This window comes from Anoxybacillus dikiliensis (genome assembly GCF_050613275.1).
GTDB lineage: Bacteria > Bacillota > Bacilli > Bacillales > Anoxybacillaceae > Anoxybacillus.
Window position 1 is genome coordinate 2,033,327 of record NZ_CP187112.1, and the last position, 25,520, is coordinate 2,058,846.

Annotated in this window: 19 protein-coding genes and 1 other annotated feature; of the genes, 2 read left to right on the top strand and 17 right to left on the bottom strand. The window is 42.3% G+C overall.

Annotated features, from left to right (window positions below):
- Window positions 1-5: 5 nt before the first annotated feature.
- The 3 genes from ACPF7I_RS10780 to ACPF7I_RS10790 all read right to left on the bottom strand — a co-directional run bounded on the left by ACPF7I_RS10780 (window position 6) and on the right by ACPF7I_RS10790 (window position 7,594).
- Window positions 6-3,542, bottom strand: coding sequence for a DUF5057 domain-containing protein (locus tag ACPF7I_RS10780; RefSeq protein ID WP_430743330.1), 3,537 nt, complete (start codon window positions 3,540-3,542; stop codon window positions 6-8).
- Between the two features lie 58 nt (window positions 3,543-3,600).
- Window positions 3,601-4,905 (bottom strand): bifunctional folylpolyglutamate synthase/dihydrofolate synthase, encoded by a 1,305-nt coding sequence (locus ACPF7I_RS10785; RefSeq protein WP_430743329.1) that lies wholly within the window; start codon window positions 4,903-4,905, stop codon window positions 3,601-3,603.
- Window positions 4,906-4,969: 64 nt separating this feature from the next.
- A complete protein-coding gene (locus ACPF7I_RS10790; protein ID WP_430743328.1) occupies window positions 4,970-7,594 on the bottom strand; it encodes a valine--tRNA ligase in 2,625 nt (874 codons plus the stop codon).
- 42 nt (window positions 7,595-7,636) lie between these two features.
- Window positions 7,637-7,859 (bottom strand) — a binding site (T-box leader).
- A gap of 129 nt (window positions 7,860-7,988) precedes the next feature.
- On the opposite strand from ACPF7I_RS10790, the gene ACPF7I_RS10795 reads away from it, so the two are divergent.
- Window positions 7,989-8,180 carry a hypothetical protein gene (locus ACPF7I_RS10795; RefSeq protein ID WP_009361757.1) on the top strand — a complete coding sequence of 64 codons (192 nt, stop codon included), beginning with the start codon at window positions 7,989-7,991 and terminating at the stop codon, window positions 8,178-8,180.
- Here the strand turns inward: ACPF7I_RS10795 and ACPF7I_RS10800 are convergent.
- The 8 genes from ACPF7I_RS10800 to hemA form a co-directional block, all read right to left on the bottom strand.
- Window positions 8,165-9,079, bottom strand: a complete 915-nt coding sequence (locus ACPF7I_RS10800) for an aminoglycoside phosphotransferase (RefSeq protein ID WP_430743327.1) — start codon at window positions 9,077-9,079, stop codon at window positions 8,165-8,167. The two genes, ACPF7I_RS10795 and ACPF7I_RS10800, sit on opposite strands and share 16 nt — an antisense overlap.
- A 9-nt stretch (window positions 9,080-9,088) precedes the next feature.
- The gene (locus ACPF7I_RS10805; RefSeq protein ID WP_430743326.1) at window positions 9,089-10,003 is read right to left on the bottom strand and encodes a LysM peptidoglycan-binding domain-containing protein; all 915 of its coding nucleotides are present in this window, start codon (window positions 10,001-10,003) and stop codon (window positions 9,089-9,091) included.
- Window positions 10,004-10,090: 87 nt separating this feature from the next.
- Window positions 10,091-11,386: a glutamate-1-semialdehyde 2,1-aminomutase gene (hemL, locus tag ACPF7I_RS10810; protein ID WP_430743325.1), complete on the bottom strand. Its 1,296-nt coding sequence runs from the start codon at window positions 11,384-11,386 to the stop codon at window positions 10,091-10,093.
- Entirely contained in the window at window positions 11,386-12,360 is a 975-nt protein-coding gene (gene hemB, locus ACPF7I_RS10815; RefSeq protein WP_430743324.1) for a porphobilinogen synthase, read from the bottom strand. The genes hemL and hemB overlap by 1 nt, the downstream gene beginning before the upstream one ends.
- Before the next feature lie 2 nt (window positions 12,361-12,362).
- Window positions 12,363-13,115: a uroporphyrinogen-III synthase gene (locus tag ACPF7I_RS10820; RefSeq protein WP_430743323.1), complete on the bottom strand. Its 753-nt coding sequence runs from the start codon at window positions 13,113-13,115 to the stop codon at window positions 12,363-12,365.
- Window positions 13,116-14,042, bottom strand: coding sequence for a hydroxymethylbilane synthase (hemC, locus tag ACPF7I_RS10825; RefSeq protein ID WP_430745898.1), 927 nt, complete (start codon window positions 14,040-14,042; stop codon window positions 13,116-13,118).
- A 21-nt stretch (window positions 14,043-14,063) separates the two neighbouring features.
- Window positions 14,064-14,879 carry a cytochrome C assembly family protein gene (locus ACPF7I_RS10830; RefSeq protein ID WP_430743322.1) on the bottom strand — a complete coding sequence of 272 codons (816 nt, stop codon included), beginning with the start codon at window positions 14,877-14,879 and terminating at the stop codon, window positions 14,064-14,066.
- A 12-nt stretch (window positions 14,880-14,891) separates the two neighbouring features.
- On the bottom strand, window positions 14,892-16,226 hold the full coding sequence (gene hemA, locus ACPF7I_RS10835; protein WP_035062871.1) for a glutamyl-tRNA reductase: 1,335 nt from the start codon (window positions 16,224-16,226) through the stop codon (window positions 14,892-14,894).
- Window positions 16,227-16,402: 176 nt separating this feature from the next.
- On the opposite strand from hemA, the gene ACPF7I_RS10840 reads away from it, so the two are divergent.
- Window positions 16,403-16,876 (top strand): LiaI-LiaF-like domain-containing protein, encoded by a 474-nt coding sequence (locus tag ACPF7I_RS10840; RefSeq protein ID WP_430743321.1) that lies wholly within the window; start codon window positions 16,403-16,405, stop codon window positions 16,874-16,876.
- Window positions 16,877-16,914: 38 nt separating this feature from the next.
- Here the strand turns inward: ACPF7I_RS10840 and yihA are convergent, their stop codons facing one another.
- From yihA to ACPF7I_RS10870, 6 genes are all read right to left on the bottom strand, one after another.
- The gene (gene yihA, locus ACPF7I_RS10845; protein ID WP_430745897.1) at window positions 16,915-17,496 is read right to left on the bottom strand and encodes a ribosome biogenesis GTP-binding protein YihA/YsxC; all 582 of its coding nucleotides are present in this window, start codon (window positions 17,494-17,496) and stop codon (window positions 16,915-16,917) included.
- The gene (lon, locus tag ACPF7I_RS10850) at window positions 17,496-19,817 is read right to left on the bottom strand and encodes an endopeptidase La (RefSeq protein ID WP_430743320.1); all 2,322 of its coding nucleotides are present in this window, start codon (window positions 19,815-19,817) and stop codon (window positions 17,496-17,498) included. Before lon ends, yihA begins: the two co-directional genes overlap by 1 nt.
- Before the next feature lie 113 nt (window positions 19,818-19,930).
- A complete protein-coding gene (lonB, locus tag ACPF7I_RS10855; RefSeq protein ID WP_430743319.1) occupies window positions 19,931-21,589 on the bottom strand; it encodes an ATP-dependent protease LonB in 1,659 nt (552 codons plus the stop codon).
- A 106-nt stretch (window positions 21,590-21,695) separates the two neighbouring features.
- Window positions 21,696-22,958 carry an ATP-dependent protease ATP-binding subunit ClpX gene (clpX, locus tag ACPF7I_RS10860; protein ID WP_430743318.1) on the bottom strand — a complete coding sequence of 421 codons (1,263 nt, stop codon included), beginning with the start codon at window positions 22,956-22,958 and terminating at the stop codon, window positions 21,696-21,698.
- Window positions 22,959-23,153: 195 nt separating this feature from the next.
- On the bottom strand, window positions 23,154-24,440 hold the full coding sequence (gene tig, locus ACPF7I_RS10865; protein WP_035065461.1) for a trigger factor: 1,287 nt from the start codon (window positions 24,438-24,440) through the stop codon (window positions 23,154-23,156).
- Between the two features lie 101 nt (window positions 24,441-24,541).
- Window positions 24,542-25,462 carry a DUF3196 family protein gene (locus tag ACPF7I_RS10870; RefSeq protein WP_430743317.1) on the bottom strand — a complete coding sequence of 307 codons (921 nt, stop codon included), beginning with the start codon at window positions 25,460-25,462 and terminating at the stop codon, window positions 24,542-24,544.
- Window positions 25,463-25,520: the final 58 nt, after the last annotated feature.

Below are 25,520 nucleotides of genomic sequence, written 5' to 3' on the forward strand. Positions count from 1 at the left end.
CTTTGTTAGTACAGCCACCCGTTTTTATTTCCGCCTTTCGTTGGATCTGTCGCTTGTTCAACAACGCGAATAACTGTTGATGCCGTCCACACTTTTCCGTTTTCGTCAACGAGCCGAACCGTTAGCGGTGTTTCACCGAGACGTTTCGCAGTTACTTCCCCATTTTGATCGACAACGGCATAGTAACTATTTTCGACAGTAAATGAACGGCTTACAATTTTTGTCGTCGCATTAGCTGGAATCGGTGCAATGTATGGCAATACATTGATCGTTTTTCCTTTTTGGACGAGTAACGTCGATGGAAGGGAAATACCTGTCAACGGCGAACCGACATGAACGATTGCTGTTCCGATCACACCGTTGTGCGCCTGAGCTGTAATCGTCACTTGCCCCGTGCTTAATCCTGTCACCCGTCCATTTTCATCAACAGATGCGATATTCGGGTTCGATGACCGCCAAGCAATCGTTTTATACGTCGCATTATTTGGCGCAACTGTTGCGGTGAGTGAAACGGTGTCACCGATATTCATATTCACGACCGCTGGCGACACGACAACAGCAGTTACAGGGATCGCTTCGATCGTAACAGTAACCGTTTCTTGAATAAGTTCATCGTTTTTGTTAAACGCTTGAACAGTTAACGTCGTTACTCCTTCTTTTAACCCAGTAATTGTTCCGTTTACACCGTCGATTTCTGCATATAAGTTACTTCCTAGTGAATAAGATACTGCTTTTTTCGCATCTTCTGGTGATACAGTGATCGGTATTGGAATCGTTTTACCAACATGAACAGTAAAATCGTTTATTGTCATTGAATCGACTGGAATGCGTACAATGACAGTCATCGTTGTTGTTTTTACGTTACCGAACATATCTTTTACTTTTGCTGTCACTTGTGCGGTTCCTTCTTTTACTGCGGTAATGACACCATTTTGGTCGATAGAAATAATTTGTCCGTTGCTATTTTCACTCCATTCGACTGATGCGATCGTCGCCTCTTGCGGCAACACATTCAACGATAAACGGGCGTTTTTCGGCACACCGCGATTGACAAACATCGTACTTGGCAACGTCACATCTGTCACTTTGTAGTCTGAAACAAACGAAACAGCGTTAAACGACAAATGGACGACTTGCGTATTTATATCTTCAAACGACAATTTAGCCTCTGATAAAGAAAATGTTCCTTTCTCCATCGGCTTAATTTGAATAGCGAACGTTTGTGGCTGAGCGATATACGTCGTGTCTGATTTGATAAACGAAATGTCTGGCAACGTCCCTTGTATTGTATACCCTTCTGTAATTGTCCCTTGTTTTGTAAATCCACTTGGTAAAGAAACGACTTCAATGCCTGCTGGCAATTTTTCTTCAAATGCGATATTTGTTACTTTTAACAACGTATTTGTTGATAATGACAACGGCTTCGGCGGCTTCGGCGTCAATGTATATTGCATCGTAATCGACTCATCTACAGGCGCGAGCGTTGTCGAAATCGTCCGGTTTACTTCCATATTTGCGGATACTTTTTCAATAATCACTTGGAATTCCTTCGTTACTTTTGCTCCGCGTGCATCTGTTGCTTCAATTTTTATTTTTGCCGTTCCACCGTTTGGCATATTGTGCGGAATCGACTGAATGATCGTCGTGCCGTTCGGCACATTATTTTGCGCATACACTTCTTGATCGTTCAACCATACTTTTGTAGAAAACGTTCGGTCAACTAAGTCTAAATCTTCTACTTTATATGATAGTTCAATTGGCTGATTGCTCGGAATCGTTTCATTTTCTTGCGGCGTAATAACCGTCAGTTGCGGTGCATGGTTCGACCCGAAAAATGCACGGTACATCGTATTAACGAATAGCTTTTGTTCTTCGTCTGGAAAACCAACCGTATGACCCGTTCCTGAATAGGTGACATTTCCTTTAGAATACGTATAGTAGTGATTCCAGCTGTCATAAATATCTCTTTTATACGTAGCGCTGCTTTCACTTTCTAAGTTATACCAAGGAATAATTGACTCATCTTCTAAGTTTAATGTGTAGTATTGGTTGTGTGTAGTCGCAACTGCTATACTATCATCTAATGCAAAAGGGTAATCAGTCATGAGTCCACTGTTTACTTTTACCGTTTTTTTCGTTTGGTTAATTCCCGATCTCCCTAAATTTGTTTTCGGTACAATTTGTCCGACAATGTCGCCAAATTGTGTCACCCATTTATTCGTTTTATCATCATGTCGGAAAAACGTATCATGCGTGAACATCACGCTCTGTCCTGTTTCAATAAAGCGGAGAACCGAATTAATTGCATTGTCGTTTAGGTCGGTAACAGCAGCACTTCCTTTTCCGCCACGTGTATATGAGTCCCCGAAACCGAAAATAAGCATGTTGTACAATCCGTTAATTGCCTCGTGGGAAACGCTCAGATCTTTTCCTTCTTCCGACAATGTTTGTATACTTTTTTGGAAATCTGTCAACATCGCTGTTTTTATAGAAATTTTATAATCATTTGTTTGTAAATATTGTTGCTTCATATTATTCACTTTCAAAAGCGAGCTAGCATCACCGTCTACGTTCATAATTTGAAGAACATTAATTTCTGGAACGACATCTCGAAACTTCACGAACCCTTTTTCATAATCTTTTAATGCGCTCGTTTCATCAACAATTTCTACTTTCCAATAACGAGGACCAGAATAACCTGCTGGGAACGTATATGAAATCGTTCCTGTCGCTCCTTGCACTTGTTTGGATGCAACAATTTCTTCGCTCGTATATTTATCGTTAAAATCAGAGTCAATGTATAGGTTAACTGTTAACAGTTTATTCTTAAAATGCTGATAATTAATGATGTTGTACGTAAATGAAAGCGTCTCTCCTTTTTTCATTACTTTCTCGTTCGAAGGAGCAGATGTTAAGAAAAATCGTGGGCGTGTTTTATAACTTTCGAGTGAACCGTTTAGTCCAAACCTCGCAAAATCATCTTGCAGTTTATCGTTAAAAAAAATGACGTTATCTTTTTTATTTGTTAAATACGGAGAAAAGTTTTTATATAATTTGCTACTTGTATACCGGAATACGTTTTCGTTGCTACCATCCTTTTTATAAATAAATACAGGAAGTCCTTTTTCGATATAAAAATCTTTTATTTGCTTAGCTTTCAAATTCGTAATATCATTTAATACATTCTTTGTATCGTGTTGTTGCGCTCTCTGACTATTACTCGCAGTCGGGGCATCATCTGATCCGCCTATAGTTTGAGGGTTATAATCGCCTTGTGAAATAACAATTGCATCATATTTTCCATCGAGCTCATCACGCAAAGCGACAAAGCGCTTCATCGTCACTGTTGTAATATTAAGGTCGTTTGTGTTGTTTAAATAGTTTTTAGTCAAAGGCGAGCCTGATGAAGCATGACTAACAATTTCTAATACTTCATATTTCTCGCCTGTCTTATTATTGCTTGCTGCGTTGCTGTTGACAGCTGGAAGCAGTAACGATGACCATAAAAGCAATACAAGAAACACCGAAACAGCTCTTTTCACCTACCTCTCCCCCTTTCAAAACTCCTACTTTTTATCTATTATACCAACAATCTCTCGTTTAGTTATATTTATTTTTTATAAAATTTCGTACGTTTGAGATGAAATAAAGTGAGCCTGTAATTAAAATGATGTCGTCTTTTTCCACTTGTGTGCGCTTTTCTTTTAGCCATTGTTTCCAGTCAGTTGCGCATTGAACGTTTCGATGTGTCGCTTGTTCAGCTAGTTGCTCAGCAGAAAGGGCGCGTGGAAAATCAAACGTTGTAAACGTCATCGTTTGCGCAATCGTTTCTAACTTTCGAATCATCGCAGCAACCGGTTTATCGCCTAGCGCTGTAAACAGTACATGTACACTCCGATGCGGATAATGAGCGTTTATTGTCGCCACAAGGCTATCGATTCCTTCTTCGTTATGCGCTCCATCAATAATAATAAGCGGGCGATCGTTCATCTTTTCAAATCGTCCGAGCCACTCAGCTTTCCGAATGCCGTTATACATATGTTCTCGCTCAATCAAAAACGAATAATACGTGCGTAAATAATCAGACGCCATTAGCGCAAGTGCAGCGTTTTTCACTTGATGCGCACCGAGCATCGTTGTTGTCACATTGTCATATGAAGCAAATGGTGTTTGCAATGAAAAACGTTCTCCATCCGCAGTTGGCTCATGAGCAAAAACAGTAAAATCACGGTCAATGGCGTATACTTTTGCCCGTACTGATGCTGCTTTTTCTTCTACGACGCGCAGCGCTTCAGGCTGATCGATCGCAGTAATCAAAGGGACGCCAGCTTTTATGATGCCTGCTTTTTCAAACGCAATTTGTTCAAGCGTATTCCCTAATATATGTATATGATCGTAACCGACATTTGTAATCACCGATAAAAGCGGATAAATCACGTTTGTTGAATCTAGGCGGCCACCAAGTCCTACTTCAAAAATGACGACGTCTTGTACGTTCATTTTTCCAAAATAATAGAGCGCCATAGCCGTAATGACTTCAAACTCGGTCGGACCACCTAATTCCGTCTGTTCTAATTCTTCCGCTAAAGGCTGAATGACTTGGACAAGGTGAATGAGATCGACATCGCTAATCGGTTGGCCGTTGACACTTATTCGCTCGTTAAATTGTTCTACATACGGCGATGTAAATGTTCCGACACGATAGCCTGCCTCTTGTAATATATGGCGTAAAAAACAAACGGTCGACCCTTTGCCATTCGTACCACCGACATGAATCGCCTTGATGCGACGTTCTGGATGGCCAAGCTTCTCCATCATCCATTCCATTCGTTTCAACCCCGGCTTCACACCTAACGTTAAGCGACTATGAATCCAATCGACTGCTTCTTTATATGTCTGAACCATGAAAAAATCCCCCTTTTACTAAAGTGAAAGACGAACCCAAAGTGGATTCGTCTTCATCATAAAACTATTGCTTTAATTGTGCAAGACGGGCGCGAACCGCTTCACGTTTTTCTATATAGTCGCACTCTTTTTTCCGCTCCTCTTCGACGACGTGCGCTGGCGCTTTCGCTAAAAAGCCTTCATTACTTAGTTTCTTTTGCACACGCTCGACTTCTTGATCGAGTTTTTGTAACTCTTTTTCGAGGCGTTTCACTTCTTCTTCAATATTAATTAATCCTTCAAGCGGCAAGCTTAACTCCGCTCCCGTCACAACAGCTGTCATCGCTTTTTCAACAGTTGGAATCGCTGTGCCAATCACAAGTTCACTCGGATTGCAGAAACGCTCAATATATGAACGGTTTTTCTCAAGCGTACGTGCTACTTGTTCATCTTTCGCTTTAATATGCAGCGTAATCGGCTTGCTTAACGGTGTATTGACTTCAGCACGAATGTTACGCACCGCGCGAATAATATCAACAAGCAAGCGCATTTGTTCAGCTGCTTCGCGATTGCTTAGTTCATGGCGAACTTGCGGCCACGGCGCAACGGTAATGGACTCACCTTCGTGTGGAAGTTGTTGCCAAATTTCTTCTGTAACAAACGGCATAAACGGATGAAGAAGGCGCATCGTCTGGTCAAGCACGTAAGCTAAAACGGAACGCGTCGTTTTCTTCGCTTGCTCATCGTCGCTATATAACGGCAATTTCGCCATTTCAATATACCAGTCGCATAAATCGTCCCAAATGAAGTTATATAAGACGCGGCCAACTTCACCAAACTCATATTTATCTGCAAGTTTCGTAACAGTCTCAATCGTTTCATTTAAACGCGTTAAAATCCAATGATCGGCAACCGATTTTTCGCTGTGTAAATCGATGTCATCATATATGAATCCTTCCATATTCATAAGCGCAAAACGAGAAGCGTTCCAAATTTTATTTACGAAATTCCACGTCGCTTCAACTTTTTCGGTGCTAAAGCGTAAATCCTGACCTGGAGCGCTTCCTGTTGCTAAGAAATAGCGAAGGGAATCCGCACCGTACTGATCGATGACATCCATCGGATCGACGCCATTGCCAAGCGATTTACTCATTTTTCGCCCTTGCGCATCGCGCACTAATCCGTGAATAAGCACATCTTTAAACGGACGTTTTCCTGTAAATTCAAGCGCTTGGAAAATCATGCGCGACACCCAGAAGAAAATAATGTCATACCCTGTCACAAGCACATCTGTCGGATAATAGCGATTGTAATCTGCCGATGTTTCATCTGGCCAACCCATCGTTGAAAACGGCCAAAGCGCAGAGCTAAACCACGTATCTAATACGTCCGGATCTTGTTCCCAATTTTCTACATCCGCCGGTGGTTCATGATCAACATACACTTCGCCCGTTTCTTTATGGTACCATGCTGGAATGCGATGCCCCCACCAAAGCTGGCGAGAAATGCACCAGTCACGAATATTTTCCATCCAATGTAAGTACGTTTTTTCAAATCGTTCCGGAACGAAATTTACTTTTCCTTCTGTTTTTTGTCGTTCAATGGCAGCTTCAGCAAGCGGCTTCATTTTCACGAACCATTGCGTTGATAAATATGGCTCTACAACCGCCCCGCTACGCTCGCTATGACCGACTGCATGCATATGTTCTTCGATTTTAAATAGCACGCCTTGTTGTTGTAAATCTTTCACGATTTGTTTTCGGCATTCGAAGCGATCGAGCCCTTTATATTGAAGCGCATTGTCATTCATCGTACCATCTTCGTTCATCACAAGAACGCGAGGTAAGTTGTGACGGTTGCCGATTTCAAAGTCGTTTGGATCGTGCGCTGGCGTAATTTTGACCGCCCCTGAACCGAACGACATATCAACGTATTCATCGCCGACAATCGGAATTTCACGACCAACAATCGGTAAAATGACTGTTTTTCCGATGAGATGTTTGTAACGCTCATCTTCTGGATGAACTGCAACAGCTGTATCGCCAAGCATCGTTTCCGGACGCGTCGTTGCCACTTCAATATAGCCAGAGCCGTCCGCAAGCGGATAACGCATATGATATAGCGCACCTTGTACATCTTTATATACGACTTCAATGTCCGATAGCGCTGTTTTCGTCACTGGATCCCAGTTAATAATATATTCGCCGCGGTAAATGAGCCCTTTTTTATATAACGAAACGAATACTTCCCGCACTGCTTTTGATAACCCTTCATCAAGCGTAAAGCGCTCGCGCGTATAATCGAGTCCAAGACCGAGTTTCGCCCATTGAGAACGAATATGCCCGGCATACTCTTCTTTCCATTTCCATGTTTCTTCAACGAACTTTTCACGTCCTAAGTCGTAGCGCGTCTTTCCTTCATTGCGCAACTTTTCTTCGACTTTCGCTTGCGTTGCAATTCCCGCATGATCCATGCCCGGAAGCCATAAGACGTCGTACCCTTGCATACGCTTCATGCGTGTAATAATGTCTTGTAACGTCGTATCCCATGCATGTCCTAAATGAAGTTTTCCTGTCACATTTGGCGGTGGAATGACGATTGTAAAAGGTTTTTTCGTTTCATCGCTTGTTGCTTCAAAAAACTTCCCTTTTAGCCACCATTCATAACGATTTGCCTCGACGGCACGGTGGTCATATTTTGGCGGTAACATAAAAAATCCCTCCTTCACTAAAATAAAAAACTCCCTTCATCCGAAAAGGACGAAAGGAGACTCTTTCGCGGTACCACCTTTTTTCTTAAGCGATGCTTAAGCACTCAAATCGATAACGGCGACGTGCCGGCTTCTTCTACTATCGTTCAAAGAAGCAGCTCCAGGGCGACCTTCCGACGACCACAAACCTAGGAAATCTCGCAGCTACTGATTTCCCTCTCTGCAAGGCAGGTTACGCCGTACTCTTCCCTCTCTTCGCTTTTTCTCTATTCATACATAATACTATATAAAAATCATACGAATCGTCAATAAGGTTTGCCACATTTTCACTCTTTTATACATATGATAAAAAAAGCCCCTTGAAGGAGCGAAACAAAAAAAAGGATGTGAGCATATGCGTAAACGTTACAATCCGTACGCTTGGCCACCGTGGCTTAGAAAACTTCGCTTTATTGCTGAACAATGCATCATTCCGATTACCGTTGTTCAAGCTATTCGAACGATTTTATTTCCAACAACGATTGACGTCATTTTACTCGCTATTTTCATTTTTCTTTCCTTCGCTTTACATTACGACTGGATTTGATTTGTTTTCTTTTCTTCTTCCCACTTTCCGATGACATATTCGATATTTTTTATTTGCCAATACGCCCGTTGCCAAACAGCTGTCAGTTGTCGATCGTCTCGATGTTGTTCGTAGCGATGAATAAGCTGGACGAATACGTGCGGGTCAGCAAGAAAATGAAAAAACAATAGCCGTTCATCTTCTTCAAGCGCCAATGTTTGTTCATATTGTGCAAGCCACTGTACCGCTTCATCACACGCCAACGGATACGTATACAAATATTGGCGGAAGAATAAGAGTAAATCATGAAATGGCGGAGCCCAGCGCGCCCGTTCAAAACTAATAAAATACGATGTGCCGTCATCCCGCTCTACATAATGTTGGAACGACGGACGACCATGAATGTAACAAACGCGCACTGTCTTTTTTTCTTTCATTCGCTCGCGCCACTCATTTAACGTATATTCAGAAAATGTAATGGCGCGCATGATGTCGAGAAAATGAGTGCAACATTGTAGTTGAAACGGAGACATATACCATTGTTTTTCACAAGTTTCTATATAATGAGTCAATGTTTTTTTACCGTTCTCAAGGGAAAGTTTGCGTTCTTCGTAATACCGCTCAATTTCTGTTTCTGTCGTTTGTATTTCTTTTAACGAATGTTTATGCCATCGTGCCAAATCGTGAAAAAACGATGCGGCCGGATTCGTTTTTTCTTTTAACCACGGCATCATATAATACCATTGCCCATCGCGCTTTTTCGTTTCATAAATCGGAATGGCAAGCGGTATGCGTAAGCGGTGGGCTTGCTCAATCGCCTGCCAATGTGCGAAACATTTCACTCGTTTAAGTGCATACGTTCCATTTGTCGTTTTCCATTTCTCTACATTCTTATGTTGTTGCACCGTTTGCATCATCATGCAACCCTTTTACACTTTGCTTGGCGTTGGAATGTATAACAACTGACCTTCGTGTATATCCGCACCGCTTTCTAAATGGTTTGTGCGCAACAACTGTTGAACAGATACGTCGTATCGCTCGGCAATCTTGTCCAACGAATCACCTTGTTGGACGATGCAAATTTTCAAACGAGCAAACGCCTGTTCTTCATTTTTACCAAATAGTTTTGTTAAATATAACGCATTTTCATTTCGCTTTTCGTTTGTATCTCTCCCTTTCATTTCAAGTTGAAACGATTGTTTTTCTTCTTTTTGTTCTTCCGTTCGTTCGACTTCATCGTCATCTTCTACTTGCTCACGTTGAAAAAGCGGTTCTTCTACTTGTTCGCTTTCTTCATGAAACATATAAAACGTTGGGACGTTGACGATACTCCCTTCTTCTTCTGCTTCTTCTTGCTGATATGCTTCTTGACGAGCAACAGCTTCAAACGGTTCGAAATCGTCTACGTTGTATGGCTCCCATTCGTCATCTTCGCGATCATTATCCATTTGAATGCCGTGAATCGCTACTTCTGCAATTAAACGTAATTCATGTTGCCTTAAATCATAATCGAACGATTCAATCATTACATATACTTGTTCAATGTCATCAATTCGCTCTTTCGGTACGGTGACATCGATCGGGAATTGATGCAAAAACTCGCCAATTTGTTCGTCATTTATACGTACATGTTCAATGTAGCGAACCGCTTCAAACGGTTGATCGTCCTCTCCATCTTCTTCTCGTTTCATATATTCCCCTGACAGTTCCAATACCCCGCGAATATACACGTAATCTTCCTGTTCCTCAATTGTAATCGTCGGTTGTAACGAAATGGATAATAACTGATCAACGTGATGTTCACGCCGAAAGGCAATCGCTTCTTCAATTGAAAAACGCAACATGCTCATCTCTCCTTCAACGTCCAAGTCATTTCACATTACTATGGTTATGAGAAGAAAAAAAGAAGTATGCATAAAAAAAGCGATGCCCTAGAGGCAATCGCTCATTTTCGCAAACGCACGTCGCGCTGCTTCAATTGTTTTTTCAATATCGTCATCTGTATGCGCAGTGGACAAAAACATGCCTTCAAACTGCGATGGCGGTAAGAAAATGCCTTCATTCGCCATTTCTTGATAATAGCGAGCAAATAAGTCTAAATCGGATGTTTTCGCCGTTTCGTAATTCGTAACACGCTCATTCGTAAAGAACATGCCGATCATCGAACCAGCTTGGTTAATTGTATGTGGGATGCCATATGCTTTTGCCGCTTCGCTTAATCCTTCCGCTAACCGATTCGCTTTTTTCTTGAACGTTTCGTATGTCTCTGGCGTCAATTGACGCAACGTCTCATAACCAGCTGTCATCGCCATCGGATTTCCCGATAACGTACCCGCTTGATAAATTGGACCGCTTGGGGCAATTTTCTCCATAATATCGGCACGACCACCGTATGCGCCAACTGGTAAGCCACCACCAATGACTTTTCCAAGGCACGTCAAGTCTGGTTTGACACCGTAATAACCTTGACCGCTATAATAGTCGACACGGAAACCTGTCATCACTTCATCAAAAATAAGAAGTGCACCGTACTCGTTCGTCACATCGCGCAAACCTTGCAAGAATCCTGGCTCTGGCGGAACGACTCCCATATTTCCAGCGACAGGTTCTACAATGACGGCTGCGATATCTTCTCCAAACTTTTCAAACGCATAACGTACGCTTTGTAAGTCGTTGTACGGGACGGTAATCGTATGTTGGGCAATCGTTTCTGGCACTCCCGGGCTATCTGGCAAGCCGAGCGTCGCGACACCTGATCCGGCTTTAATTAAAAGCGAATCACCATGTCCGTGATAGCATCCTTCAAATTTCACAATTTTATTTCGTCCTGTATACCCCCGCGCTAAACGGAGAGCGCTCATCGTCGCTTCCGTTCCTGAGCTAACCATGCGAATGATTTCAATGGACGGCATGCGCTCCATCACGAGTTTAGCGAGTTCATTTTCGATTAACGTTGGAGCCCCGAAACTTGTTCCCGTTTCCGCTACTCGTTTTAACGCCTCGACAACTTGGTCGTTTGCATGACCTAAAATAAGCGGTCCCCACGATAAAACGTAATCAATATATTCGTTTCCATCAATGTCATAAATTTTCGATCCTTTTCCCCGCGCCATAAAAATCGGATCCATTTTTACCGATTTAAATGCGCGCACCGGGCTATTTACCCCACCAGGCATCAGTTTCACTGCTTCAGCATATGCCGCTTTAGAACGTTCATAGCTACGCATCACTTTTCCCCCTTTAACCAACGAGCAACATCTTTCGCAAAATACGTTAAAATTAAGTCCGCTCCAGCTCGCTTCATGCTCGTTAACATTTCAAGTACAACCGCTTTTTCATCGATCCAACCGTTTTGTGCCGCTGCTTTCACCATCGCATATTCCCCGCTCACGTTGTAAGCAACGATCGGCAAATGAAAATGGTTTTTCAAGTCGCGAATAATGTCTAAATAAGACAGTGCCGGTTTCACCATTAAAAAGTCGGCTCCTTGGTCCACATCTGCTTGCGCTTCACGAAACGCTTCGAGACGATTGGCTGGATCCATTTGATACGTTTTACGATCCCCAAATTGTGGTGCACTATGCGCGGCATCCCGAAACGGTCCGTAAAATGCCGAAGCATATTTGACTGCATAAGACATAATCGGGACATATGTAAATCCTTCTTCATCTAACGCTTGCCGAATCGCTGTGACAAACCCGTCCATCATATTGGACGGTGCAATGATGTCCGCTCCGGCTTTCGCTTGACTTACTGCTGTTTTCGCTAACAATTCGAGCGTATCGTCATTAATAATCGTCCCGTTTTCTACGATACCACAATGACCATGGCTTGTATAATGGCATAAGCACGTATCCGCAATAACAACAAGTTCAGGAAACGCATCCTTTATTGCACGAATAGCACGTTGAACGATGCCGTGTTCACAATACGCTTGCGAAGCAACCTCGTTTTTTTCGTTCGGCACACCGAATACGATAACGGAGCGCACGCCTAATTCAACCGCTTCTCGAACGTCCTCAAGCGCATAGTCAAGCGACTGTTGATACACGCCAGGCATCGAAGGTACTTCATTTTTTATCTTTTCCTCTTCGATGACAAAAATCGGATAAATGAAATCTTCTACATGAAGATGCGTTTCACGTACCATCGCACGCAAATTCGCTGTTTGACGCAGACGACGATGTCGCGCAAATTGCATAGTTACTCACCTCTTGTTTGAAAATATTGATAAAGCTCTTGTACCATAGCATCAATTGTGTATGTATGAGGACAAACGTGAACAGGAATCCCTAAATCAAGCGCCGTTTGTTTCGTAATCGGACCGATACATGCGATGGTGAGGAAAGACAAATCAATGTTTTCCCCCGAGACCGCTTGTGCAAAACTATGTACCGTCGATGAGCTTGTAAACGTGATCGCATCAATCATTCGTTGCTGAAGAAAATGAATGAGTTGTGGCTTTGCTTCTTCGTTGTATGTCGTTTCGTATACAATCCAATCGGTCACGTTCGCTATGTTGCTCAATTGTTCACGCAACGTGTCGCGCGCTAAGTTTCCTTTCACAAGCAAAATGCGCGCATTCGCTGAAAGCAACGGCTTTAACGCTTCGGCCAAACTTTCAGCCACAAATTCATCTGGAATCAAATCAACAACAACGTTTCGTTTTTGCAATGCTTTTGCTGTTTTTTCTCCTACTACTGCCACTTTTGGCCACGTTGACGGCTTCATTTCGCCGATGTGCTCAAAAAAATATTTCACGCCGTTTTGGCTCGTAAATACGATCCAATCAAACGTATGCCACTTGTGCAACAATTCCTGATTCGTCTGTCTCGCTCGTACGATGCGAATTAACGGCAGTTCCACAGGAATCGCACCGTATCGTTCTAACGTTTGCGATAACGATTTTGCTTGCGCTTTCTCGCGCGTCACAAGCACCCGTTTCCCACGAAGCATTTACCCCAGCTCCTTTAACACACGTTCAATGAGCTGTTTCGCTCCCCGTTCGATTAATCGCTGTGCCGCTTCCACGCCTACTTCTTCTGGTTCTGTTCCTCGCACAACTTCTTTTAACACTTCTGTTCCATTCGGCGTCGCAACAAGCGCTGTAAGCACGACGACATTCCCGTCAACGTACGCGTATCCAGCCACAGGCACTTGGCAACCGCCTTCAATGCGCTGTAAAAATGCGCGCTCTGCACGAACAGCGCGTTCTGTCTGCTCATCAGTCAACTTGTTTAACCAGTGCAATAACTCTGCATCATCTTCTCGACATTCAACAGCCAACGCCCCTTGTCCAACGGCTGGAACACATATGTCAGTCGGCAAATATTGTGTCACTACTTCTTTCGCCCAGCCCATGCGATGCAAACCAGCAGCTGCTAATATAATCGCATCGTACTCATCTGTTTGTAGCTTTGCTAAACGAGTATCGATGTTGCCACGAATCCATTGAATTTTCAAGTCTGGGCGAACGGCTAATAGCTGGGCCGAACGCCGCAAACTGCTCGTGCCAACAATCGCTCCACTTGGCAATTGTTCAAACGGAATATGCCCTTTCGAAATAAGTACATCGCGATGATCTTCGCGCTTCGGCACACATCCGATCATTAATCCGTCAGGTAAAACAGCCGGCATATCTTTCATACTATGAACTGCGAAATCAATTTCGCCATCTAGCATCGCCTGCTCAATTTCTTTTACAAACAGCCCTTTGCCTCCGACTTTTGATAACGTCACATGTAAAATTTGATCGCCTTTTGTGACAATTTCTTTTATTTCAAACTCAAATGGCGCACCGAGCTGTTTCAGTTGCTCGATGACCCAATTCGTCTGAGTTAACGCTAACTTGCTCCGGCGCGAACCGACAATGATTTTTCTCATCATGCTTTCCTCCAACAGTCGCTAAAAGTGAAATTGTGATAACGTTCCAAACAAAAAGAAATTAATAAGCAAAATAAGAAACGATCCGATATTCCAAAGCGCCATTTCTTTTCCTTGTATTCCTTTGACAGCTCGCTTATATAAATAAAAACTGTATGTTGCAAATACAGTAAACGAACCGAGCACTTTTGCGTCATATAAAACGAAATGATCTACTTTCATGTATGCCCAAACAATTCCTAAAATTAAACTTAATAATAAAACTGGTAACCCAACGCCGTTTAACACATAGGAAAGATCGTCAAGCCTCGCTAAGTCGCCGAGCCGCCATAACCGTTTCCCCCATTTTTTTTTCTTCAATAATTCATATTGAAGCAAATATAAAAGCGAAAACATAAATGAAATCGAAAATGCTCCGTACGATAAAATGGCCATCGTAATATGGATAAACAATAGCTCTGACATGAGTTGTTCAGCAATGCCAACGGTGTACGGCGTCGGTGCGAACGTATGCAATGAAAGAATAAAAAACGCTAATACGTTTGTAAAAAAGACGAGGAAATCAACGCGCAGCCATCCGTTCATCGCAAGCGATAACGTAATCAGTAGCCACGCATAAAACGACAGCCCCTCCGCAAGTGTTAAAACAGGAAATCTTCCTGTCTCGACCATTCTCTCAAAAAAGAAAAATGTTTGCATCCCCCAAACAATAGAAAGCAACCCGAAAGCAATACGATTTGCCTTCCGGTTGTGGTGAAGAAAATCAATAAAATAAAACAAAACGGACGATGCATGTAAAAGAAGCGAGAGTTCGTACCATCTCGTCATGTCAAACATATATGATCTTCCTTACGATTGAAAAGATGGTTCTGTTGCTCGCTCGTGAACACAGCTCATCTCTTTTTGTTGCTGCTTCACTTGTTGTTCAATATTGAAAATTTTCATAAACAACTGAAGCGCTTCTTCTGCATTGTCCTCTGCAGCCAATTCTTTTGCGCGCAAAATCGGATCGCGCAACAATTGATTGACGATGCTTTTTGTATGTTTGTTTAATACTTTTTTATCTCGTTCCGATAAATGTGGCAATTTTCGTTCTAAACTTTTCATCGTTTCTTCTTGAATGAGCATCGCCTTCTCGCGCAAAGCTGCAATAATAGGAACGACACCGAGCATATGCAGCCATTGTTGAAACTCGTCCATTTCCTCAGCAATCATGCGCTCAATTTGCTCCGCTGCCTTTTTTCGCTCCGCCAAGTTCGCTTCAACAATATCTTGCAAGTCGTCAATGTCGTACAAAAAGACGCTATCTAACTCAGCGAGCGCCGGGTCTAAATCGCGTGGTACGGCAATATCAATCATAAAAAATGGACGACCTTTGCGCATTTTTTCAATCACTGCCATCGTTTCTTTTGTGATGACGTATTGTTTTGCGCCCGTCGAACTAATTAAAATATCGGCCTCTAACAGCGCGCATTGCAATTGGGATAACGGCTTGGCATCCCCGTTAAATCGTTCTGCAAGTTGTTGCGCCTTTTCAAACGTGCGATTCACGACTGTCACGCGTTTGACGCCGCTCCCGTACAAGTTTTGCAACGCCAATTCTCCCATTTTCCCAGCACCTAAAACGAGCACGTGTTTATTTTTCAAATCCCCAAAAATTTTTTTCGCAAGCTCAACAGCTGCATAGCTAACAGAGACAGCATTTGCACCAATTTCTGTTTCAGCATGTGCGCGCTTCGCTAACGTAATCGCTTGTTTAAATAGCTGTTTAAACACCGTGCCTATTGTGTTTTCTTGTTGTGCTAAAAGAAAACTTGTGCGCACTTGCCCAAGAATTTGCGTTTCACCTAAAATCATCGAATCGAGACCGCAAGCAACGCGGAACAAATGTTCAATCGCTTCACGCTCTTCATAAATGTGCAAATACGGAACGATTTGTTCTTTGTCAAGCCCAAACCAATCCGCTAAAAATGTTTTTATATAATAACGCCCTGTGTTCAGCTGATCGACAACCGCATAAATTTCCGTGCGGTTACATGTCGATACGATGACGTTTTCTAACATACTTTTTTGCTTTTGTAGCGCTTTCATCGCTTCAGCAAGTTCCGTTTGATTAAACGTCAACTTCTCACGAATTTCGACAGGGGCTGTACGATAGTTTACGCTGACAACGACGACATACATTCCCATCACCCCAAATTTTAAAGTCATCTCATTCCATTATAGCACGTCTATTTTGTTTTTTCCTTATAAAGTGTGAATACAATTTGACAACTTTCGATCTTTCTTAAATGCTGTTCATTTAGTAAACTAGTGAACAGATGCTGTTTTAAGTGTCGCACGGAATTGGGGGATTTTCAATGAAAAAACGTGGTATTTTTTCCGGCATTATTTTGATCGGTTTTGGAACGTACTTTTTACTAGAGCGATTTTCACTTTTCCCATCTTTCCATACGTGGCCAACGTTGCTGTTTATTATCGGCATCGCTTTTTTAGGTCAAGCGTATATCGGAAAAGACTACTCCGCTATTTTATCGGGTGTTGCGTTTACAGGAATCGGCGTCCATTTTCATCTCGCTTCACGCCTTTCAGCGTGGCCAGATGATGTAGGCGTGTTGACGCTCATTATCGCACTCGGGTTGTTGTTACAATACGTAAAAACAAAACAAGCATTGCTTCCTACCATTTTATTGTTTACGCTATCCATTATTTTTTTATTTTCACATCGGCTTCAACAAGTGTTTACGTCCGTGACATTTGATTCACTCATCCACATTTGGCCGATGGCGTTCATTTTGCTCGGATTGTACTTATTGTTCGTAAAAAAGGGGTAAATATGCAAAAATGTGGGTCGTTCACCCACATTTTTTATTTACATCCATTTTTGCAATGCACCCCATGCTTCATCTTTCCCTTGACCTGTCTCTGCAGAAAAAATGATGAGTTCGTCATCTGGAATAAGACGCAATGTTTCTTTAGCGACCTTCGCATGTTGTTGCCATTTCCCGCGCGGAATTTTGTCCGCTTTCGTCGCGATCACGACCGTCGGAATATCGTAATGCTTTAAAAACTCATACATCATCACATCATCTTTCGTTGGGGGATGACGCAAATCGACGATCAACAATGCCGCTTTCAATTGTTCGCGCGTCGTAAAATACGTTTCAATCATTTTTCCCCACGCTTCACGTTCTGTTTTTGATACTTTCGCAAATCCATATCCCGGTACGTCGACAAAGTATAACGCATCATTAATTCGATAAAAGTTTAATGTTTGTGTTTTCCCCGGTTTAGATGATGTGCGCGCAAAATTTTTTCGGTTAATCATTTTGTTAATAAATGATGATTTCCCAACATTTGAGCGCCCAGCAAGCGCAAACTCGGGGAGCTGGCCTGCTGGGTATTGTTCTGGCTTCACAGCGCTAATGACCATTTCTACGTTTGTAATTTTCATCATTCTCCACCTACCAAAGCATGTTCAAGTACATCATCAATGTGTGAAACGAGAACAAACTGCAATTGTTTTTTTACGATCTCAGGAATATCCTCTAAATCTTTTTCGTTTTCTTTCGGTAAAATGACTTTCTTCAATCCCGCGCGATGAGCGCTTAATACTTTTTCTTTGACACCGCCAATGGCAAGCACACGACCGCGCAACGTAATTTCTCCCGTCATGCCGACAAAGCGGCTGACCGGTTTCCCTGTTAATGCCGAAATTAGTGCTGTTGCCATCGTAATTCCCGCCGATGGACCGTCTTTCGGTACCGCTCCTTCTGGTACGTGAATATGGATGTCTAGTTTTTCATGAAACTCCGGATCAATCCCTAATTGTGTTGCTTTTGAGCGAATGTATGTAAATGCTGCTTGGGCAGATTCTTTCATTACATCGCCTAATTGACCGGTAAGCGTCAATTTTCCTTTTCCTGGAGCGATTGATACTTCAATCGCTAGCGTATCTCCGCCAGCTGCCGTATATGCAAGACCCGTCGCTACACCGACTTGATCTTCACTTTCCGCCTGTCCGTAATGATATTTCGGCTTTCCTAAAAACTCGCTCACATTTTTTTCTGTGACAACAATTCGTTTTCGTCCTTCTGATACGATTGTTTTCGCTGCTTTACGGCAAATCGAAGCGAGCTGGCGTTCTAAGTTTCGCACACCTGCTTCACGCGTATAATAACGAATGATTTGCATAATGGCATCATCCCGCATATGAAGCATTCGTTTTTGCAATCCGTGCGCTTCCATTTGCTTTGGCAATAAATGTCCTTTTGCGATGTGCAGCTTTTCAATTTCTGTATAGCTCGGGATAGTGATGACTTCCATGCGATCTAACAACGGACGCGGAATTGTCGCAAGCGTATTTGCTGTCGCAATAAACATCACTTTCGATAAATCGTACGGTTCCTCAATGTAATGATCGCTAAACGAATGGTTTTGTTCAGGGTCCAACACTTCTAATAACGCTGCAGACGGATCACCGCGAAAATCGCTCGACATTTTATCAATTTCATCAAGCAAAAATACAGGGTTGATCGTTCCTGCCTTTTTCATTCCTTGAATAATCCGACCTGGCAAAGCACCAACGTACGTGCGGCGATGGCCACGAATTTCCGATTCATCTCGCACCCCACCAAGAGAAATGCGAACGAAATGTCGATTTAACGTTTTGGCAATGGAACGAGCAAGCGATGTTTTCCCAACCCCCGGCGGACCAACTAAACAAAGAATCGGCCCACGTAACGAATTTGTTAATTGTTGAACAGCTAAATATTCCAACACGCGTTCTTTTACCGTCTCAAGCCCATAATGCTCCTCGTTTAAAATTTTTTCGGCACGATGAATATCATGAATATCTTCTGTTTGTTTCGTCCATGGCAACGCAAGCAACCAATCTAAATAGTTGCGAATCACTCCGCTTTCAGCAGAAGCAGCTGGCACTTTTTCATAACGCTCTAATTCTTTTAGCGCGGTTGCTTTCACATGTTCTGGCATCCCTGCTTGTTCAATTTTTTCGCGCAACAAATCGATTTCGCCTGCTTTTCCTTCCTTTTCGCCGAGCTCTTTTTGAATCGCCTTCATTTGTTCGCGCAAATAATATTCTTTTTGCGTTCGCTCCATCGATTGCTTCACACGCTGGCTAATTCGTTTTTCTAAATGTAAAATTTCTTTTTCATTATGAAGAATTTGAATGATTTGATGGACGCGTTCTTTCACATCCACCGCCTCAAGCAACCGTTGTTTTTCTTCAAGCTTTAACGGCAAATGGGAAGCGATAATATCAGCCATTCGTCCGGCTTGTTGAATGTCCATGACAGACGTATAAATATCTGCGGACAATTTTTTAGATAACTTTATGTACTGCTCAAAATATTCGAGCATTGTTCGACGCAACGCTTCAAACTCTATATCTTCCTTTTCGTTATCAATAAACGATTCAACTTGCACAACATGGCACGGCTCTTCACTTACCCACTTGACTACTTTCCCACGCGATACTCCTTCCACTAACACACGAAACGTTCCGTTCGGGAGCTTCAACAATTGCTTGACCCGTGCAATCGTCCCCATCTCGTATACATCTTCAAGCTCTGGATCATCAATTTGTACATCTTTTTGCGACGTTAACAACACGAGATTTTCTTCAACCATCGCTTTTTCTAGCGCTTGTACCGATTTTTCCCGTCCAACGTCTAAATGCAACACTGTCGTTGGAAACACAAGTAACCCTCTTAACGGCAAGAGTGGAATGACTTTATTTTTCTTTCTCGCCACAACCCCGCACCTCCATCATACTTCTATTGCCCTATTGTATAGTACATTATAGCGTTTGTAAAATCTTTCATCGTAAAAAATCGACTTCAACGCTCCGTTGAAGCCGATTACTCTCACATTCGTTCTGTTTTTGGTAAATGATGACGCATCGGAACAGAACGAACATGTTCGTGAAATAAAAAGGAAAGAACATCGCTAATATGATCAACAGGAACAATCTCAATGTCTGTCACTTGTCTTAAAATCGACTGCATATTGCCGCGTGGAATAATGACCGTTTTCGCTCCAGCCTGCTTTGCAGCCTTCACTTTTGGAAAAATGCCGCCAACAGGCTTCACGTTTCCATGTACACCGATTTCCCCAGTCATCGCTACGGTTGGATCAATCGGTAAACGATAAATGGCGGAGTAAATACCGATCGCCATCGCAACACCAGCCGAAGGACCATCGATCGGAACGCCACCCGGAAAGTTGACGTGAATATCATATTGATCGGCAGGAACACCAAGTGTACGTAAAACAGTAATGACGTTTTCTATCGAGCCACGAGCCATACTTTTTCGGCGAATGGATTTTCCTTGTCCGCCAATTTGCTCTTCTTCGACAATGCCGGTCATATTGATCATTCCCTTTTCTTTTGCCGGCAATACAGCAACTTCAATTTCTAATAGTGCTCCACTGTTTGGACCATAAACCGCTAATCCGTGTACTAATCCGACTTTTGCTTCTTGTCCTACTTTTTTCTCATATCGCGGCGATAGTTGACTTGATTGAATGACCCATTCGATATCTTGCCGTAAAATTTTAGACCGTTTCTCTGAAATGACAATACCTGCCGCAATTTGCAACGTGTTGACTGCTTCCCTTCCGTTGCGCGCGTACATCGCTAGCTCATTTACCGCTTGTTCCTCAATCGGAAGGTTTACTTTTTCTGCGGCCTTTTTCACAATTTGGGCGATTTCTTCTTGCTCTAGCTCCCTAAAAAATACTTCCATACAGCGCGAGCGAATGGCTGGCGGGATTTCATTTGGCGTTCGTGTCGTGGCGCCGACAAGCCGAAAATCAGCTGGCAGCCCGTTTTGAAAAATGTCATGAATATGATTCGGAATATTCGGATTTTCTTCGCTATAATATGCGCTTTCAAAAAACACTTTACGATCTTCTAACACTTTTAACAGCTTATTCATTTGAATCGGATGCAACTCGCCAATTTCATCAATAAATAACACCCCTCCGTGAGCGTTCGTTACCGCGCCTTGTTTCGGTTGCGGAATACCCGCTTGTCCCATCGCTCCCGCTCCTTGATAAATCGGATCGTGCACAGAACCGATCAGCGGATCAGCAATACCGCGCTCATCAAATCGAGCAGTCGTTGCATCTAATTCAATAAATACAGCATCTTTTCGAAATGGAGATAGTGGATTTTTTTTCGCTTCTTCTAATACGAGGCGGGCCGCTGCTGTTTTTCCAACGCCAGGCGGCCCGTAAATAATGACGTGTTGTGGATTCGGTCCACATAATGCCGCTTTTAATGCTTTTATCCCATCTTCTTGGCCGACAATATCATCAAACGTTTTTGGACGCACTTTTTCAGCAAGCGGCTCCGTTAATGAAATCGAGCGCATTTTTCGAAGTTGTTCCATCTCTTTTCGCGCTTCTTTATCAATTGAAATTTTTTGTGTGCGTTGACTTTTTAATAAATTTAAAAAGTAGAGGCCGATAATAATCCCGAAAAACAACTGAATAAGTAGCGCAATGTTTGTCCAATTCATGGCCGTTCCTCCCGCATATGTATTGTACGCATAGTATCTCCGAGCAAACAAGGAAATAAACAAAAAAAGATCGACTTTCCGATTCGGAAAATCGATCTTTTTCCATTTACGCTGATGTTTTTCGTTCGTACTCGATGATCGTTCCATCGTGTAAAATGAGAAGCGGTGCTTTTTCTCCGCGTACCGTCTCCGCCGTAATGACGCATTTTTTCACATCTTCACGCGACGGTAATTCAAACATGACGTCAAGCATAATCCCTTCAATAATAGAGCGTAGACCGCGCGCTCCTGTTTTCCGCTCAATCGCACGTTTGGCAATTTCACGAAGCGCTTCTTCTTCAAATTCAAGTTCAACATCGTCAAGCTCAAGCATTTTTTCATACTGCTTCACGAGCGCATTTTTCGGCTTCACTAAAATATCGACAAGCGCGTCTTCATCAAGCGGCTGCAAGCTTGTAATGACCGGAAGACGTCCAACAAACTCTGGAATTAATCCGAATTTTAATAAGTCTTCTGGCAACACTTTCGACAGCAAATCTTTTTCTTCAACTTCCGCCTGTACATCTGAGCTAAAACCGATCACTTTTTTCCCAAGACGACGTTTAATAATTGGTTCTAAACCGTCAAACGCCCCACCACAAATAAATAAAATATTCGTTGTATCAATTTGAATGAACTCTTGATGAGGGTGTTTCCGTCCGCCTTGTGGAGGCACGCTCGCAATTGTTCCTTCTAAAATTTTCAATAGCGCTTGTTGCACCCCTTCTCCCGATACGTCGCGCGTAATGGAAGGGTTTTCTGATTTGCGCGCAATTTTATCGATTTCATCGATATAAATAATTCCCTTTTCTGCACGTTCAATGTCGTAATCTGCCGCTTGAATGAGCTTTAATAAAATGTTTTCAACGTCTTCTCCGACATATCCCGCCTCTGTTAGCGATGTCGCATCAGCAATTGCAAACGGTACGTTTAAAATGCGAGCAAGCGTTTGAGCTAGTAATGTTTTTCCGCTTCCTGTCGGCCCGATCATTAAAATATTGCTTTTTGCTAATTCGACATCATCAATTTTGCTGTTTGAATTAATGCGCTTGTAATGATTATATACTGCTACAGAAAGCGCTTTTTTCGCTTCGTCTTGTCCGATGACGTACTCATCTAAAATTTCACGAATTTCCTTTGGCTTCGGTACGTCTTTGAACTCCACTTCTTCTTCCGATCCAAGCTCTTCTTGCACAATTTCTGTACACAATTCAATACACTCATCACATATGTATACACCTGGGCCAGCAACAAGCTTGCGCACTTGTTCTTGTGTTTTGCCACAAAACGAGCATTTCAACTGCCCTTTTTCATCATTAAATTTAAACATGATTTCACCCCTTATTTCCCTACTATCATATGTACACGAAAAGGAAAAACGTTATGTATTCGTCATTTTATCATAAATCTTTAAAAGTATGCCAATAAAAACGTCAATGTGCACGAAAAGTTAGAAAACTTTCATTACTGCAACTATATGTGGAAAGAACAAGGCACGTGATGCACCTTGTTCTTTCTCTTCTCATTATGCAACAACTTTGCTGTTTTCAACAAGGAAATCGATTGCTTTGCGCATTTTTAAGTCTTCTTTTAAGCCATCTAATGTACCTAAAAGTTCTTTTAACTTATCGACCGATAAGCTGTAAAGGTTCGCCATTTCCTCTAGTTCTTTTTCTACTTCTTCTTCTGTTACGTCAATGTTTTCTGCTTTCACGATCGCTTCAAGCGTCAATGTGACACGAACACGTTTTTCTGCTTCTTCTTTCATTTGCTCGCGAAGTGCCGCTTCATCTTGTCCAGAGAATTGATAGTATAAGTCAAGGTTTAACCCTTGCATTTGTAAGCGTTGCTCAAACTCACGAATCATACGGTCTGTTTCGTTTTTCACCATCACTTCTGGGATGTCCATTTGTGCGTTTTCTGTTGCTTTTTGAACAACCGCATCGCGAAGTGCCGCTTCTGCCTCTTCTTTTTTCTCTTTTGTTAAGCGCTCTTTTATTTTTTCTTTTAGCGCATCTAATGTTTCTACTTCTTCATCTACGTCTTTCGCAAACTCGTCATCAAGCGCAGGAAGTTGTTTTGTTTTAATTTCGTGCAATTTAATTTTGAACACAGCTGGCTTACCAGCTAATTGCTCTGCATGATATTCTTCTGGGAATGTCACTTCAATGTCTTTTTCTTCCCCAGCTGCCATGCCGATTAATTGCTCTTCAAATCCTGGGATGAATGTACCTGAACCGATGACAAGGGAATAGTTTTCTGCTTTTCCGCCTTCAAACGCTTCACCGTCAACGAATCCTTCGAAATCGATGACAACTGTATCACCGTTTTCTACTGTTCCTTCTTCTTTCACAACAAGCTCCGCATGACGCTCTTGCAAACGTTTTAATTCTTGCTCGACGTCTTCGTCAGTTACTGTATCATCTAATTTCTCTACTTCAAGCCCTTTGTACTGACCAAGCGTCACTTCTGGCTTCACAGTCACTTTTGCAGTGAAAATTAAGCTTTTTCCTTTTTCCATTTGCTCGACGTCGATTTCAGGACGATCGACTGGCTCAATGCCTGTTTCTTCAACAGCTTTTGCGTATGCCTCTGGCAATAAAATATCTAACGCATCTGCGTATAAAGATTCAACGCCGAAACGTTTTTCAAATAAAGAGCGAGGAATTTTTCCTTTACGGAATCCTGGAATTTGTACTTTTTTCACTACTTTTTTAAACGCTTCATCTAATCCTTCGTTCACTTTTTCAGCGTCTACTTCTACTGTAAGAACGCCTTGATTGCCTTCGAGTTTTTCCCATTTCGCCGACATGTTTATTTCCCTCCAACTTCAAAAATTCATGTAAATGAACTACATATATGTAGGCATACACGGTTTTATGTGTAATACAACCACTATATTATACCATACAATTATATACTTTCAACAGAGAGCCACAATTTTTCCGCTTCATAAAGTTTGGCAACGAGCGAATTTGTCCATACCGTTTGTCCCGTTTCACATTGCTCAACATATGTGTATAATGCATCCGCCCATTGTTGTGCTGATCCTTCTGGAAGAAACGGGTATGTCACAACCATGTAACGAAGCCATATTTGTTCACACCATTCATACATCGTTGGATTTTGTTTCGCCCATGTTTGTTCGACGATATCAAGCACTTGTTCTATCCAACGCTTTTGTGTTCGTTCGTCGAGCTCAGCTGGAATAACCGTCATCGTTTGCCCAAATTTTTTTACGGTCATCGGCTCCATCACTTGTTCTTTCCGTAATATGTGTAACATCGTCGTTTTTACAATAGGATGTTTCATTTCATCATGTAAATAACGAGAAAAAATAGAAACAAGGTGTGGAACGATGCGCAAATCTAATTGATGAAGGGTGCGCATCTGCTTCGCCCATTGATCGCTTTCGAAAATCGATTCATACTGTTTTGCCCGTTGTTCGTGCTGAGACCGAATCATTTTTTCACTAAACTGTAAAAGCGGTAAAAAAGGCGTGCAATCCATTCCTTTTCGCTGAAGTTTATGAATGACTGCGACAACTTCATCGTATTGTTGTAAATGGACGAGCATAGAGATATATACCGTCCAATCCCCTCTGCCGCGCTCTAACAGTTGTTCACATCTTTCTTTCGCCTCTTCTACATGTCCCATTTCAAATAAACAGACGACAAGCGCCATTTCTACATCATCATCGTGAAGTTGCAGCTCTTTCAATTGTGTCAAATACGTATACGCTTCTTTATATCGCTTTTCTTTTAATGCATTCATCCCTTCTGTTAACAACCGCTCTTTTACATATGGATGTGGAACGACTTTTCGTTTTTTCATATTCGTTCACCTTCGCTCACATTTGCCTTTAAGTTTAACAATGTTTGCGGACAAACTC